We start from the raw sequence: 14653 nt of genomic DNA, 5'->3' as shown, positions 1-14653 counted from the left end.
CAGTGGCGATTACTCGTCATTGCAGCATCACCGCGCCGATATCGGCGCGGTGATGCTTGGAGATGGCCGTCACGCCGCTTGAGAGGCGATCACGGATGTGGTCTTGCGCGGCAAGGTCAGGCTGACGAGAAGACCAAACAGAACGCCGGCGGCCGTGAGATAGAAAGCTATTTGGGTGCCATCGGCTATGGCAATGCGGAGTTGGTCTCCCGCAAGCCCGTTGATTCCCGCATTGGCAATGGCAATCAGGGTGGCGAGGCCGATGGCGTTTCCGACATTGAGTGTCGTGGAAGCCATGCCCGACGCAACACCCTGGTCGTCATTATGCACACCGGAAGCAGCCGCGATCCACATCGCCGTCCAGGTGATGCCCTGGCCGATGCCGGAGATGACCAGCCCTGGGACAATTGCCAGATAGCCGCTGTCGGCAACTGCGCCGGGCGCCATCGCCGCCGTGCCAATTGCCCCCACAATCATGCCGATCAGCAACGTGTTACGCGTCGCAAAACGGGTGGCAAGACGTTCGCCGATCTGGGTGCCGGTCGCTATCGCGACGCACGGTACGAGAAAAGCGAGGCCTGTCTGCAGCGGTGTGAAGCCAAGCACTTTTTGGAAAAACACCGTCTGGAAGTAAGGAAGCGCGCCGAACGTGCCCATAAAGATGAAGGTGATTGTTATCCCCGCAATCAGATGGCGGTTACGGAAGAGGCGCATCGGCATGAGCGGGTCCTTGCTGCGGGCCTCGATGATTGCAAACAGGACGAGCAGAATGGCCGCGAGCGCCGCGCTGACGGCGATGCTCGTCGAGTTCCACCCATATTCCGGCCCCTGCACCAGCACATAGACAAGTAGCGTCGCGCCGGCCGTGACGGTGACCGCGCCGGGAATATCGAAGCTGCGCCGCTCTTGCCGCGGCCGGTCGCGCGGAATGACGGCGAAAGCCGCCAGGATCGCGATACCGGCCAGCAGCACGTTCACGAAGAAGACGGACGGCCAACCGAAAGCGTTGGTGAGAAAGCCGCCGACCAGTGATCCGAGCGTCAATCCGGTCGCTCCGGCACCGCCCCACACCGCCAGCGCGCGATTACGTTCAAGCCCCTCGGCGAAAAGCCTATTGATCAACGACAGCGTAGCCGGGAACAGAAGGGCGCCGCCGATCCCCTGAACGGCGCGTGCTGCGATGATGACACCTGGGCTCCAGGCCAGCCCACCCACCAGAGACGATGCCGCATAGAGCGCCAGGGCGAGGACGAACATCCGACGGTTTCCAAGCAGGTCGGCCGCACGTCCCCCCAATAGTAGAAAGCCGCCACAAAAAACGGTGTAGGCGCTGACTACCCACTGAAGCGTCTGCCCCGAGAACCCGAGGTCGGTGCCTATCTCCGGTAATGCCACGAACACGACGTAGATATCGAGCGAGTAGATGAGCTGTGCGAACGCGAGCAGCGCCAAGCTCGCGCGGCGTGTACCGATCGGCCGTTGGTTGGCCGTGCCGCTCACACCTGCGGCCGGTGCCATCTTTCCTTCAAGCGTGTCCATGGACCTCTCCTTATTTAATGATCGATAAATAATGCTGACTTGCAAAGCGGCGTCAAGCAGATTATTTATCGATCATTAAATAAGGAGCTCGAGATGGTTGGACGCCCCAGAGAGTTCGATCGCGACGAAGCGCTGGAGCGCGCGCGGGATGCCTTTTGGCTCCGCGGTTACGAGGGAACCTCAATGGCGGATCTCGTAGCGGTGTTGGGGCTTACCCCACCGCGCATCTATGCTGCCTTCGGATCGAAGGAGGATCTCTTTCGCGAAGCCGTATCGCTCTATCGCGCAAGAGAGGGCCGCTTCGCTGTACGTGCGTTGGAGGAGGAGCCGACGGCGCGGTGCGCAATCGAGCGCATGCTGCGGGACGGGGTGAAGGCCTTTCTCCTGCCCGGGAAGCCGCGTGGCTGTATGGTGGTTTCGGCGGCCACGAATTGCTCAAAGAGCAATGACGCGGTGATGGATTGGCTCACCGAGCATCGGCGGACGCGAATCGATGCCGTCGTCGACCGCCTGCGCAAAGCTGTGGATGACGGTGAACTGAGGGCGGACGCGGATGTGCAAGCGCTGGGTGACTACTTCGCGACGGTCTTGAACGGAATGGCGATCCTGGCTCGCGACGGTGTGCCGAAGGACCGGCTTCTCGCCCTGATTCCACCAGCATTACGGGCCTTGGACACGGTCACAGCGTAGACTCCGGGCGAACCAAGGATTCCCATCCGTCTGAGGCCCGCTGACCGCGGCGGCCCTAGTGTCGAGGTTATCTCTTGCGAGTCGCCGGGCCATTGTCGGTCGAGCGTGACCCGACATCGGGGAATCAGGCGGGTCAACCGGCTCCACTGACGCTCGATGGTCTTACGACATGATGAGCAGAGCGGGTTAGGTCGTTCCCTTCAATCCCTCGTAGAATTCGGTGATCGCGTTCCACGCCTCTTCCGCCGTCTCGACATAGCGAAAGATCGACAGATCGTCGGGCGCGATCACGTTCTCTTCGACCATGGCCTCGAAATCGATGATCCGCCGCCAGTAGGATTCGCCGAACAGAAGCACGGGAATCCGCTCGATCTTGCCCGTTTGGATCAGGGTCAGGGTTTCGAACAGCTCGTCCAGCGTGCCGAAGCCGCCGGGGAAGCAGGTCAGCGCCTTGGCCCGCATCAGGAAATGCATCTTCCGGATCGCGAAATAATGGAACTGGAAGCAGAGCTTCGGCGTGATGTAGGGGTTCGGTCCCTGTTCCGCCGGCAGAACGATGTTGAGTCCGATGCTCTCGGCGCCCACATCATGCGCCCCGCGGTTCGCCGCCTCCATGATTCCGGGACCGCCGCCGGTGACGACGACGTAGCGACGCGCGTTCGGCGCCTGACCGGCTTCGGAGATCCGTCGCGCGAAGGCGCGCGCCTCCTCATAATAATGGCTGCGGTCCAGCGTTCGTCGAGCCGCTTCGGCGCGCTTCCTGTGCACTGGGTCGCCGGGGTGGCGTTCGAGCGCGGCCTCGGCTTTGGCCAGGCGCGCGCGCGCCGTGTCGGGGTCGGGAATCCGGGCGCTGCCGAAGACCACCACGGTCGAGACGATCTTCTCTTCCTGAAGAAGCATCTCCGGCTTCAGCAGCTCGAGCTGGAGCCGCACCGGCCGCAGCTCCTCGCGCAGCAGGAAGTCCTGGTCGGTGAAGGCGAGCTGATAGCTCGGCGAGCGCGTCTGCGGCGTGCTCTTCGCGATCTCAGTGATCTCGGCTGTCGCGGCGTCCTCACCCGCGCTGGGGAAGGCGCTTTTCGATCTCCGTTCGGTCACTGTTGAACGCCCATCGTCATCGCGGTCCTCGAGTCGGGCGTCTTCGGTTCGCGGCGCGGATTGTCTTTTCGCCACTCAGTTGCCTCAATTCATTGTTCGCTTCGCACATCCGGCAGATGGAGAAGCGGATCATGCGGAGGGGCTCCGGCTTCCATTATCGCTCCGCTTCCCCAAGATCTGTTTAATGCGTTGCCCTTGAAGTACACTCTTTGCCCATGCGCCTCCTCTATCATTTTGCGCTTCAACCCTTCTCGCGAAAGGTGCGAATCGTTCTCCGGGAGAAACGCCTGGAGTTCGATCTGCAGGACGAGAAGCCATGGGAGCGGCGCGACGCCTTCCTGACATTGAACCCCGCGGGCGAAGTTCCGGTTCTGGTCGAGCCGGACGGCTCGGCTCTTATCGGCAGCACGGCGATCTGCGAGTTCCTCGACGAAGTCTATCCCGACCCGCCGATGCTGGCGACGACGCCTCTGGCCCGGGCCGAGATCCGGCGACTCGTCGCCTGGTTCGACGTGAAGTTCTACCGCGAGGTCACGACCAATCTTCTCGAGGAGAAGATCTTCAGGCGGCTTGCCGGGCTCGGCGGGCCTGCGTCCCAGGCGTTGCGCGCCGGCAGCGCCAACATCCATTACCATCTCGACTATATCGCCTGGCTGACCGACCGGCGAACCTGGCTGGCTGGCGACGATTTCTCCCTCGCCGATGCCGCGGCCGCGGCGCATCTCTCGGCGCTGGATTATATCGGCGATGTTCCCTGGGCTCGACATGCCGAGGCGAAGGACTGGTATGCCCGGGTGAAGTCGCGCCCGAGCTTTCGTCCCCTGTTGACCGATCAGTTGCCGGGCGTGCCGCCGCCGCGCCATTACGCCGACCTCGATTTTTGATCCGGTAGCGATCGTTACTCGGTCTTCAGGTCGAGAGTCTCCAGATTCATCTGCGCGGCGTCGGCAGTGGGCGTTCCAGCGGCGAGCATGGCGACCTGCAGCCAGTCCCTGCGGGCACCATCGGCATCGCCGGCCAGCCGACGCAGAATGCCGCGCTCCAGCAGCGCATCGGCGTTCTGCGGCTCGATCCGCAAGGCCTGCTCGATATCCGCGCGCGCAAGCTCGAGGCCGTCGACATAGCGGTAGGCGGTGGCGCGGAGCACCAGCACATCCGCCCGGTTCGGCGCCAGCGCGTTGGCGCGGTTGAGATCGTCGATCGCTTCCCAGTAATTGGCGGCGTCGGCGAGCGTCACACTACGGTCGATCAGCAGGTCGACATCCTCCGGCGCGAGTTCCAGCGCCGCAGTCTGCGCCGCATAGGCGCGCTCGACCATGCCGGCCATCAGCCAAGCTTGGCCCGCCTGCCCGAGCAGGTCGGCGGCAAGCTGCGGCTTGTCGACCGGCGTATCCTTGGCAATCGCCTCCAGCCGGGTGGCTGCCTCCGCGAACTCGCCGACATTGATCAGCGCGACGGCAGCGCAATGCCGTGCCGCGCTGCCGCCGCCGACCGACTCCCAGGTCAGCGCGCTTTCGAACGCCTCGTCCGGCATCCGCTGCGCGAGGGTGATGCAGTCGGCATATTCCTGGGAATGATCGATCGGCGGCGGCTCCTCGTCGCTTGCGAGGGCCGTCGCGGTCGAGAAAAGCAGCGCGGCGGCGACCGCCGATTTGAGTATTCGAAATGGCTGCATGGCTTGTGTTCGGTTTGCCTGATCCATACAGTCGCAGACCATCGCGATCACGGCCGGCAAATGCAAGCGCGGACCTCATGACGACCGACTCGACATCCGCGGCGGATCGGCCGCGTCGCCTGTTCTGCTTCGGCCTCGGCTACAGCGCGCTCGCTCTCGCCGATCGCCTCCTTGGCGAGGGCTGGCAGGTGGCGGGCACCTGCCGTAGCACAGACAAGCAGGCAACGCTGGCGCAACGCGGCATCGTGGCGCATCTGTTCGATCGTGACCGGCCGCTCGCCGATCCCGCGGCAGCCGTGGCCGGGGCACCCTATGTCCTCAGCACCGTTCCGCCCGACGCGGCCGGCGATCCGGTGCTCGATCATCACGCTGGCGATCTCGCCGCCCTCGATCGCCCAAGCTGGGTCGGCTATTTGTCGACGACCGGCGTCTACGGCGACCGGGGCGGCGAGTGGGTGGACGAGGACAGCCCGCTTCGGCCCAGCGGCGAGCGCGGACGCCGACGCCTCGCCGCCGAAACCGGCTGGCTGGAGCTGAAGCGCGCTCACGATCTGCCTGTCCATCTTTTCCGGCTGCCCGGCATCTATGGACCCGGGCGCAGCGCGCTCGACGCCGTCCGCTCCGGCACCGCAAAGCGGATCGTGAAGCCGGGCCAGGTGTTCAGCCGCATCCATGTCGCGGATATCGCCGCGGTGCTGCGGGCCTCCATGGCGCGGCCCAATCCGGGCGCCGCCTACAATGTCTGCGACGACGATCCCGCGCCGCCGGCCGACGTCATCGCCTTCGCCTGCGCGCTTCTGGGCGTAGCGCCGCCGCCGCCGATACCCTTCGAGGCGGCGGACCTGTCGCCGATGGCGCGCAGCTTCTATGCTGACAACAAGCGCGTGCGCAACGCCCGCATCAAGAGCGAGCTCGGCGTGCGTTTGCGCTATCCGGATTATCGAGCGGGGCTGACGGCGTTGCTCGAGAGCGGTGCGTGACCATCGGACAGCTCTGTCACGGCGGCGAAAAGGCGCTGGAGGTCCTGGGGGCGGGACAGCCGATGATCGCCGTCCTTGATCAGCAGGATCCGGACGTCGTCGCTCGCGAGCTGGTCGGAGAGCCGCAGGCTCGTCTGCCAGGGGACGTCGGCGTCGCGCATTCCGTGCAGCAGCCGCACCGGGCAGGTGAGGTCGATCGGCCCGCGCAACAGGAGGCGGGTCCGCCCGTCCTCGATCAGCGCCCGGGTGATGGTGTGGGGGTAGTCCGCATAGTCGGAGGGCTGGACCACCGCGCCCTCGCGCGCCAGCGTCTCGCGGTCGCCGGGCGCGAGCGCCTCCCACATCAGATCCTCCGTGAAGTCGGGTGCGGCGGCGATGCCGACGAGGCCGGCGATACGCTCGCGCCGGGCCAGCGCCGCCAGCAGCATGATCCAGCCGCCCATGCTCGAGCCGACGAGGATCTGCGGGCCCGTGGCGACCGCATCGATTACCGCCAGCGCATCCGCCGTCCACCGGCCGATCGTGCCGTCGCGGAACGCGCCGGAGGATTGGCCATGACCGGAATAGTCGAATCGGACGAAGGCCTGACCGCGCGCGCGGCAGAAGTCTTCGAGGGCCGTCGCCTTCGTCCCCGTCATGTCGGAGGCGAAGCCGCTGAGAAAGATAATGCCCGGCCGCCCGTCCTCGGACTTGCCGGAAAGCCGATGGTAGGCAATTGTCGCGCCATCCGGCCGTGCTAGTATTTCGAGTGCGGTCGGCGCAGAAGGATTGGGTAACATCATGATACTAGGATTGGCGATGAATGGGCGTTGAGATCAATGCCTTGGAGGCCGTCATCGACAGTTCTAACACCAATGCGATCGAGCAGGAAGGCGGCGGGCCGGAAGGCGACTTGCCGGATGGCCGCGGGCCTGTCGTGCTGCAGGTCCTGCCAAGTCTCCGGGGCGGCGGGGCAGAGCGCGGCGCGGTCGATGTCGCCGCCGCGATCGTCGCGGCGGGCGGAACGGCGCTCGTCGCCTCCGCCGGCGGGCCGATGGTTCGCGAACTGCAGCGCGTCGGTGCACAGCATATCGAGCTGCCGCTCGACAGCAAGAATCCCTTTGTCATCCACGCCAACGCCCGCCGGCTGGTCAAGCTGATTCGGCAGCATCGGGTCGACATCATCCATGCCCGCAGCCGGGCGCCCGCCTGGAGCGCGATGATCGCGGCCCGCCGCACCGGCTGCCGCTTCGTCACCACCTTCCACGGCGCCTACTCGCTCGGAAGCCGGCTGAAGCATCGCTACAACGCGGTGATGACCAAGGGCGATCGCGTGATCGCCGTGTCGGACTTCATCGCCGATCACATCCGCGCTCATTATGCCGTCGATCCCGACCGGCTTCGCGTCATCCATCGCGGCGTCGATCTGTGGCTCTTCGATCCCGAGCGTGTGACCGGCCATCGGGTGGTCCAGCTCGCGCAGCAATGGCGCCTGCCCGATGGCGTCCCCGTGGTCATGCTGCCCGGCCGCCTGACCCGATTGAAGGGACACCGCGTCCTGATCGAGGCGTTAGGGCGCATCCGCGACCGCGAGCTGGTCTGCGTTCTGGTCGGCTCCGGGCATGGCCGGTCGGCCTATCGTCGCGAGCTCGAGAAGTTGATCGGCGATCTCGGCACCCGGGTCCATTTCGCCGAGACCTGCGGCGACATGCCCGCCGCCTACATGCTGGCGGATGTCGTGATCTCCGCCTCGGTCAGCCCGGAATCCTTTGGCCGCACGATCGCGGAGGCTCAGGCGATGGGGTGCCCCGTCATCGCGAGCGACCACGGCGGCGCGCATGAGCAGCTCGCTAGCGCCCCCATGGCCTGGCTGGTTCCGCCGGGCGATCCGGACGCCCTGGCGGATGCGATCGTCGCCGCGCTCGATCTCTCGAATGAGGAAAGGGCGACGCTCGCCCGCGCGGCGATCGCCAATGTGCGGGCGCGCTTCTCGAATGGCGTGATGTGCGCCAAGACGCTGGGCGTCTATTGGGAGCTGCTTGGTGCGGAGCAGGTGCAAGACGAAAGGCAGTAAGGCTTTAGGTAGCCATTCGGTTTTTGAAGCCACAGAGGCGCAGAGGGTTTCGTTTTTCTCTATGCCTCTGTGGCGGTCTTGCTCTTGGCCAGTACTCGCACGCTTATGACTTCAGTCTCTTGCCTTTTACTATGGTCGGGCATGACAGTGATGAGGGCGCGTGGCAGGTCAAGAGAGAATCGGCGCCGGAACATATACTTTGGGTTGATTTCTTCTTGATGCGCCCCACCTTGACAGATGCTTGAATCCTTCTAAATTCCGGCGTTCGGAATGCGGGCAGGGGCCCGCAACAGGCGTTTGTACGGCAAGTTCTGGAGTTATATGGTCGCGATCACGCTTCCTGATGGGAATCTGCGTCACTTCGACAGGCCGGTCTCGGGTGCCGATCTGGCGGCGGCGATCGGTCCCGGCTTGGCGAAGGCGGCGCTGGCGGTGAAAGTCGACGGTGTTGTCAAGGATCTGGCGACCGTCATCGACCGGAACGCGCATGTCGAAATCGTGACGCGCAGCCACCCGGACGCGCTCGATCTGCTCCGCCACGACGCCGCCCATGTGATGGCCGAGGCGGTGCAGGAGCTCTATCCCGGCACCCAGATCACCTTCGGCCCGGCGACCGAGACGGGGTTCTACTACGACTTCGCGCGGAACGAGGCCTTCACGCCCGATGATCTCGAGAAGATCGAGGCGCGGATGCGCGAGATCGTCGACCGTGACGAGTCAATCGCCCGGGAGATCTGGGACCGCGATCAGGCGGTGCGCTGGTTCCGCGAGCATGGCGAGCAGTTCAAGGCGGAATGGGTCAGCGAGATCCCGGCCGAGGAACAGATCTCGATATACCGCCAGGGCGAGTGGCTGGACCTGTGCACCGGCCCGCATCTGCCCTCGACCGGCAAGCTCGGCAAGGCCTTCAAGCTGATGAAGCTCGCCGGCGCCTATTGGCGCGGCGATCCGAAGAACCCGCAGCTTCAGCGCATCTACGGCACGGTTTGGCCGGACGACAAGCAGCTCGCGCAATATCTGCATCAGCTCGAGGAAGCGGAGAAACGCGACCATCGCCGCCTCGGCCGTGAGATGGGCCTGTTCCATTTCCAGGAAGAAGCGGCCGGCAGCGTCTTCTGGCATCCGAAGGGCCATACGCTCTACCGCATGCTGGAGGGATATATCCGGACCCGGCTCGGCCGCGCCGGCTATGTCGAGGTGAAAACCCCGCAGCTGATCGACCGCTCGCTCTGGGAAGCTTCCGGCCATTGGGACAAATTCCGCGAGAACATGTTCACGGCTGAGACGGAGGACCGGGTCCTCGCGCTGAAGCCGATGAACTGCCCCGGCCATGTTCAGATCTTCCGGCAGGGCATCACCAGCTATCGCGACCTGCCGCTGCGCATGGCCGAGTTCGGTTCCTGTCACCGGAACGAGGCGTCGGGCGCCCTGCACGGCCTGATGCGGGTGCGGCAGATGACGCAGGACGATGCGCATATCTTCTGCATGGAGAGCCAGATCGAGGCGGAGGCGGTCGCCTTCTGCGACCTGCTCCAACTGGTCTATCGCGATTTCGGGTTCGATGAGGTCCATGTGCGGTTCTCCGACCGGCCGGCGGTCCGCGCCGGTTCGGATGCGGTCTGGGACCGGGCAGAAGCCTCGCTGCGCACGGCGGTCGAGGCGGCGGGCCTGCCCTATGTGGTGAATCCCGGTGAAGGCGCGTTCTACGGTCCGAAGCTGGAGTTCGTCCTGCGCGACGCGATCGGTCGGGAGTGGCAGTGCGGCACCCTGCAGCTCGATTTCGTGCTGCCGGAGCGGCTCGATGCCAGCTATATCGGCGAGGATGGCGCCAAGCACCGGCCGGTCATGCTGCACCGGGCGATCTTCGGCTCGCTGGAGCGGTTCGCCGGCATCCTGATCGAGCACTATGCCGGAAAGTTTCCGCTCTGGCTGGCGCCGCTGCAGGTCGTCGTCGCCACCATCACGAGCGATGCCGACGATTACGCGGCCGAGGTCAAGGCGGCGCTCGACGCCGCCGGGCTACGGGCCGAACTCGACCTGCGCAACGAGAAGATCACCTATAAAGTGCGGGAGCACAGCCTCGCCAAGGTGCCGGTCCTTCTCGTGGTCGGCAAGCGCGAGGCCGAAGGCCAAACGGTCGCCGTCCGACGTCTCGGCGGCAAGGAGCAAGAATTTCTTGCGCTCGGCGAAGCAGTTCATAGACTTAGTGTGGAGGCGGCTTCGCCGGCAGCTTGACCGGACGGACCGCCGCGAGCGTGCGGGTCGGGGGACGATGGGTCGGTCCCCGATGCTGCCGTCGTTTCTCATGATGAAGGAGGGTTTTCTATAGCCAGGCCACCTTTCGATGCCGCGCCGTCGCGCGACGGGCCGCGGATCAATAACCAAATCAATGTGCCGACCGTTCGGCTCGTTGACGAGAATGGCGATATGGTCGGCGTCGTCCCCGTAAGGGAAGCCATGCAGATGGCGGCTGATGTCGGTCTCGACCTCGTCGAGGTCTCGCCCAATGCTGACCCGCCGGTCTGCAAGATTCTTGACTTCGGCAAGTTCAAGTATGAAGCGCAGAAAAAGAAGAACGAAGCGCGCAAGAAGCAGAAGGTGATCGAGGTCAAGGAGATCAAGATGCGGCCGAACATCGATGACCACGATTACGAGGTCAAGATGCGGTCCATCCATCGCTTCCTCGAGGAGGGCGACAAGGTCAAGGTCACGATGCGCTTCCGCGGCCGCGAGATGGTGCATCAGGACCTAGGCGTGAAGTTGCTGGAGCGGGTCCGCGGCGAGCTTGAGGAGCAGGCCAAGGTCGAGCAGTTTCCGAGGCTCGAGGGCCGCCAGATGGTCATGGTCATGGCGCCGAAATAAGCGCCCGCTCGAATATACTCCTCCGGATCCCGAGGGTCTGAACTCCGGGGGCCTGAACTCCGGGGGGCTGAACCCCAGGGGCCTGAACAGGGCGCCCGACGGGCTGTTTTCCCTCAACCCCGCCCGCTCTCGTCATGCAGGAGCGGGCGGGGTTGAGGTGCGGCTCTGTTCGTATGGGGTAGAGGACGATTCACCGATCAGGTTGAATCAGTCTGATCGGATCGCACTCTAATCGAAAATGGTGATGCTGATCACGCTGCCGAGATCGCCGACGCGTCCGCCTTCCTTGGGATAGCCGGTGATATCGGGCTCACCCTTCGGGCCGCCATGGCAGGCAAGGCAGCTTTCCGTGTAATATTCGGGGATCAGAACGCGCAGCGCCCTCCGGCCCCGGTCCTCCGCAACCATCGCGAAGTGCTGCCCCTTCGGATAGTCGTGGCGGAGGAGAACGGATTCGATCTGCTCCTGTTCCCACCGGTCGGGGCGGGCGGAGCGATTGCGCACAAGCTCGTCTGGACCGGTGACCTTGATGACGGCGTCGGCCCCCGCCTTCGAGCGGAAGCGTTCAGTAACCAGCCGGGCGAAGGTGGCGGGCAGAAAGGCCTTGAAGGCGACGCCCTGCTCGTTGAGCAGAGGCTGATTCTCGTCCATCACTTCAGTGATCGACGCCATCAATGCTCGCAGCAGCTTGCCATGGAGACTGTTGGGGTCGATCTCCCCCGGGTCCTGTGACGTTGCCTGGCTGTATTTCGCTCTCGTCTTCTGCAGGACCACATCTCCCGACAACCCTTTGTCGCCAACCGCGGGGTCGTTGATCAGCGCCTGATTGGCCGAGATGACCGTGCGGGCCGACCGGAGCATTTCGGCCAGGCTCAGCGCGATTTCTTCGCGCGTATCGGCCCGCGCCGTCGGCATAGCGCCGAGCAGGAGCGCAAGCAGGAGCGCCGCCGGAACCATGCGGGACGCCGCGGCCCCGGTCGGTCTTGCAAAATGGAACCCGCTCATCTCCACCTCCAAAGCTGCCGTCGCCTGCGTCGCCGATCGCGCCGCCAGCGCGGTCGGGTGCCGCGCCTATTCGTCTGGCCGCGACCGCCGAGTCGAAGGCTGACGGAGAAAATGAATAATATGCGTTAATATAGTTCTAATGAAATTCGCTAATATCTAGCGCTAATATTGGGGGTTAGTTAAGGAATTCCGTATAAAGTCTGCCGCTATTGTGCGGCAGCCTTCGGCAATGCCCTTGTTGCGCCTCGTGCGCTTAATGGCGTTCGCCTTTCAGCACCGGATCAACAGTGAGCGAACGATGCCCACGTCCAGTGGCGAGAAACGGAAGAAGCCGACGCTGACCCTGGCCGGCTCCGCAGTGATCGTTGCCTTCGTGGTGATCGCGAGCGGCCTCGGCGTCGCCCTCTTCATCGGCCGCGACCTGCTGCAGATTCGGGAGCTTGCGACCCACACCCGCTCGGAGGTGATTCCCTTCGCCGTTGCGGAGGCGGAACGGGCCCTGGATGCCGAGCGGCTCGGTCGATACGCAGAAACGGTCGTTCTGAGCCGTGACGTCGACATGCGCCGGAAGGCCCTTGCTACGGCCAATGACCTGGCTCGTCGACTGGGCGCTCAACTGCCGGACGCCGAGAAAGAGACGCTGAACTCGGCCATCGTGGCGGTGAGGGCGGCGGCTCGCCACAACAACACGGCGGACGAGCTGACGGCGCGAATCAACGAGACGCTGCTGGCCTCCGATCTCCTCGTTGAGGAGGCGAAGGAAATCGTCGAAGGAATCGCCGCCGAATCCTCGACTGAGTTGGAACAGGCGATCGACGATCTGATCGAATATTCGACGACGAGGGTCGATGAAGTCGCAGACGGATCGGAGTCGTCGGCCTATGTCATTGGCCGATTGGAAGAGAGGACGGCCTCCCTCCCGACGATCAATGAGACGAGCAATCGCCTGCTCATGACGCTGGGCCTGATGCGCGCGACCCTGCTCAGCCTCCCGAGCGCCGAAGACGACGCGATGGTGAAGGAGCGGACGGAGAGTTACGAAACACTGAGCAACCGACTTCAGGTCATGCTGGTCCTGCTCGGTGGACAGGTCCAGTCGGATCGGCTGGCCCGCCTGATCCGCGACTTCAAGGAGCTTTCCGAAGTCTTCCCGCTGCAGACCCTGGCTTTGGCCCAGCGGCGACTGGGCAGAAGGGAAGGGACGGCGGCGATCGAAGCGCTCTCGGCCTTGACGAAGCGGCTCTCCACGGACGCCGACCGCATCGCAACGACCGGTATCGAGGGAATCGAGGCACGCATCGGCCAGATCATGTCGACGGCGCTGATCGGTGCGGTGTTCCTAGTCGGCTTGGCATCAATTCTGACTCTGATCGGCCGGCGCGAGGTCCTCGTCCCTCTTACTCGGGCGACCCGGGCTCTCGATGCCCTGAGAGGCGGCGGAGCGGCGGCATCCCTCCCGCGTGCCCGGCTGTATGAACTGGATGCGCTGATCGGGTCGCTCGAGAGTCTCCGGGACGCGACGCTGCAGATCAATGAGCACACTCGGAAACTGTCGAACTATGCAAAGGAGCTCGAGCGCTCGAACTCGGAGCTCGAACAGTTCGCCTATGTCGCGTCGCACGATCTGCAGGAGCCGCTTCGGATGATCTCGAGCTACTGCCAGCTCCTGCAGCGACGCTACAAGGAGAAGCTCGACGGCGATGCGGAGGAGTTCATCGGCTTCGCCGTGGAGGGCGCGGCCCGGATGCAGCGGCTGATCAACGACCTGCTCGCCTATTCCAGGGTCGGCACTCGGGGCAAGCCGTTCGAGGACACCGACTGCAACGACGTGCTCGACGCCGCGCTTTCCAATCTGCAGACGGTCGTCGCCGAGACGCGGGCGCAGATCGCGCATGATCCGCTGCCGCGGATCTCCGGCGATCCCGTGCAGTTGACGCAGCTCTTCCAGAATCTGATCGCGAACGCCATCAAGTTCCGCAAGCCGCCTCCGGATGAGGTTCCGGTGGCGATTCAAATCTCGGCCGTGCTCAAGGACGGCGACTGGGTCTTTTCGGTGCGTGACAACGGCATCGGCATCGACCCGCAATATAGCGAGCGGATCTTCATCATCTTTCAGCGGCTCCATGACCGGTCCGAATATGCCGGCACCGGCATCGGACTCGCCATCTGCAAGAAGATCGTCGAGCGCCATGGCGGCCGGATCTGGGTCGACTCCGCGCCCGGCAGCGGAAGCACCTTCTATTTCACCATCCCCGAAACGGCGAGGCTTCAGTAATGGTGACGACAACAGTTCGGCCGATCGACATCCTGCTGGTTGAAGACAACCCCGGCGACGTCCGCCTGACCAAGGAGGCTCTGAAGGAGAGCCGGATTCTGAACAACCTGTACTTCGCCAGGGACGGCGTGGAGGCGCTGGCGTTCCTGACCCAGCAGGAGCCGTATCAGGAGGTCCCGAGGCCGGATCTCATTCTGCTCGACCTCAATCTTCCGCGAAAGGATGGCCGCGAGCTGCTGGCGGAGATCAAGCAGCATCAGGAGTTGAAGCGCATCCCGGTCGTCATTCTGACGACGTCGGAGGCGGAGCAGGACATCCTCAAGACCTATGAGTTGCATGCCAACTGCTACATCACCAAGCCAGTCGATCTGGACAAGTTCGTCGACATCGTGAAGGGGCTGGAGGAGTTTTGGCTGTCGATCGTGAAATTGCCCAGCATGGTGACCGCGAAGGCGCGGCCAACGACCGATAAATAGCGG

Annotated in this window: 13 protein-coding genes; 8 read left to right on the top strand and 5 right to left on the bottom strand. The window is 64.2% G+C overall.

The features are described 5' to 3' along the window. Positions 1–69: 69 nt before the first annotated feature. Complete coding sequence (locus tag DT069_RS13640) at positions 70–1539, bottom strand: MFS transporter (RefSeq protein ID WP_119460861.1); 1470 nt, start codon at positions 1537–1539, stop codon at positions 70–72. A gap of 93 nt (positions 1540–1632) precedes the next feature. Between DT069_RS13640 and DT069_RS13635 the strand changes: the two genes are divergently transcribed. Next, complete coding sequence (locus tag DT069_RS13635; protein ID WP_119461029.1) at positions 1633–2229, top strand: TetR/AcrR family transcriptional regulator; 597 nt, start codon at positions 1633–1635, stop codon at positions 2227–2229. Positions 2230–2415: 186 nt separating this feature from the next. Here DT069_RS13635 and DT069_RS13630 read toward each other — a convergent pair whose 3' ends face one another. Next, positions 2416–3324: an LOG family protein gene (locus DT069_RS13630; RefSeq protein ID WP_119460860.1), complete on the bottom strand. Its 909-nt coding sequence runs from the start codon at positions 3322–3324 to the stop codon at positions 2416–2418. Positions 3325–3539: 215 nt separating this feature from the next. On the opposite strand from DT069_RS13630, the gene DT069_RS13625 reads away from it, so the two are divergent. After that, the gene (locus tag DT069_RS13625; RefSeq protein ID WP_119460859.1) at positions 3540–4208 is read left to right on the top strand and encodes a glutathione S-transferase family protein; all 669 of its coding nucleotides are present in this window, start codon (positions 3540–3542) and stop codon (positions 4206–4208) included. 14 nt (positions 4209–4222) lie between these two features. On the opposite strand, the gene DT069_RS13620 is transcribed toward DT069_RS13625, so the two are convergent. Then, entirely contained in the window at positions 4223–4999 is a 777-nt protein-coding gene (locus DT069_RS13620; RefSeq protein ID WP_119460858.1) for a tetratricopeptide repeat protein, read from the bottom strand. Between the two features lie 77 nt (positions 5000–5076). Here DT069_RS13620 and DT069_RS13615 point away from each other — a divergent pair, with 77 nt between their 5' ends. After that, positions 5077–5979 carry an SDR family oxidoreductase gene (locus tag DT069_RS13615; RefSeq protein WP_119460857.1) on the top strand — a complete coding sequence of 301 codons (903 nt, stop codon included), beginning with the start codon at positions 5077–5079 and terminating at the stop codon, positions 5977–5979. Here DT069_RS13615 and DT069_RS13610 read toward each other — a convergent pair. Beyond that, positions 5937–6758: an alpha/beta hydrolase gene (locus tag DT069_RS13610; protein WP_119461028.1), complete on the bottom strand. Its 822-nt coding sequence runs from the start codon at positions 6756–6758 to the stop codon at positions 5937–5939. The genes DT069_RS13615 and DT069_RS13610 overlap by 43 nt on opposite strands. 23 nt (positions 6759–6781) lie before the next feature. Between DT069_RS13610 and DT069_RS13605 the strand changes: the two genes are divergently transcribed. From DT069_RS13605 to infC, 3 genes are all read left to right on the top strand, one after another. Beyond that, complete coding sequence (locus tag DT069_RS13605) at positions 6782–8032, top strand: glycosyltransferase family 4 protein (RefSeq protein WP_119460856.1); 1251 nt, start codon at positions 6782–6784, stop codon at positions 8030–8032. 321 nt (positions 8033–8353) lie between these two features. Then, positions 8354–10267 (top strand): threonine--tRNA ligase, encoded by a 1914-nt coding sequence (gene thrS / locus DT069_RS13600; protein WP_119461027.1) that lies wholly within the window; start codon positions 8354–8356, stop codon positions 10265–10267. A 90-nt stretch (positions 10268–10357) separates the two neighbouring features. Continuing rightward, the gene (gene infC / locus DT069_RS13595; protein WP_119460855.1) at positions 10358–10894 is read left to right on the top strand and encodes a translation initiation factor IF-3; all 537 of its coding nucleotides are present in this window, start codon (positions 10358–10360) and stop codon (positions 10892–10894) included. A 228-nt stretch (positions 10895–11122) separates the two neighbouring features. On the opposite strand, the gene DT069_RS13590 is transcribed toward infC, so the two are convergent. Continuing rightward, the gene (locus DT069_RS13590) at positions 11123–11899 is read right to left on the bottom strand and encodes a Tll0287-like domain-containing protein (protein WP_425450227.1); all 777 of its coding nucleotides are present in this window, start codon (positions 11897–11899) and stop codon (positions 11123–11125) included. Positions 11900–12197: 298 nt separating this feature from the next. Here DT069_RS13590 and DT069_RS13585 point away from each other — a divergent pair, with 298 nt between their 5' ends. Then, positions 12198–14174, top strand: a complete 1977-nt coding sequence (locus DT069_RS13585) for a sensor histidine kinase (protein ID WP_425450226.1) — start codon at positions 12198–12200, stop codon at positions 14172–14174. After that, on the top strand, positions 14174–14650 hold the full coding sequence (locus DT069_RS13580; protein ID WP_119460853.1) for a response regulator: 477 nt from the start codon (positions 14174–14176) through the stop codon (positions 14648–14650). Before DT069_RS13585 ends, DT069_RS13580 begins: the two co-directional genes overlap by 1 nt. The last annotated feature ends 3 nt before the right edge of the window (positions 14651–14653 follow it).

It is taken from the genome of Virgifigura deserti (genome assembly GCA_003576685.1).
Taxonomy (GTDB): domain Bacteria; phylum Pseudomonadota; class Alphaproteobacteria; order Dongiales; family Dongiaceae; genus Virgifigura; species Virgifigura deserti.
This window is presented reverse-complemented; position numbering and strand designations above follow the sequence as displayed.

Coding starts and splice junctions, on each gene's coding strand:
- DT069_RS13640 (WP_119460861.1), bottom strand. CDS start 1,539: ATGGACACGCTTGAAGGAAAGATGGCACCGGCCGCAGGTGTGAGCGGC.
- DT069_RS13635 (WP_119461029.1), top strand. CDS start 1,633: ATGGTTGGACGCCCCAGAGAGTTCGATCGCGACGAAGCGCTGGAGCGC.
- DT069_RS13625 (WP_119460859.1), top strand. CDS start 3,540: ATGCGCCTCCTCTATCATTTTGCGCTTCAACCCTTCTCGCGAAAGGTG.
- DT069_RS13620 (WP_119460858.1), bottom strand. CDS start 4,999: ATGCAGCCATTTCGAATACTCAAATCGGCGGTCGCCGCCGCGCTGCTT.
- DT069_RS13615 (WP_119460857.1), top strand. CDS start 5,077: ATGACGACCGACTCGACATCCGCGGCGGATCGGCCGCGTCGCCTGTTC.
- DT069_RS13610 (WP_119461028.1), bottom strand. CDS start 6,758: ATGTTACCCAATCCTTCTGCGCCGACCGCACTCGAAATACTAGCACGG.
- DT069_RS13605 (WP_119460856.1), top strand. CDS start 6,782: ATGGGCGTTGAGATCAATGCCTTGGAGGCCGTCATCGACAGTTCTAAC.
- thrS (WP_119461027.1), top strand. CDS start 8,354: ATGGTCGCGATCACGCTTCCTGATGGGAATCTGCGTCACTTCGACAGG.
- DT069_RS13590 (WP_425450227.1), bottom strand. CDS start 11,899: ATGAGCGGGTTCCATTTTGCAAGACCGACCGGGGCCGCGGCGTCCCGC.
- DT069_RS13585 (WP_425450226.1), top strand. CDS start 12,198: ATGCCCACGTCCAGTGGCGAGAAACGGAAGAAGCCGACGCTGACCCTG.
- DT069_RS13580 (WP_119460853.1), top strand. CDS start 14,174: ATGGTGACGACAACAGTTCGGCCGATCGACATCCTGCTGGTTGAAGAC.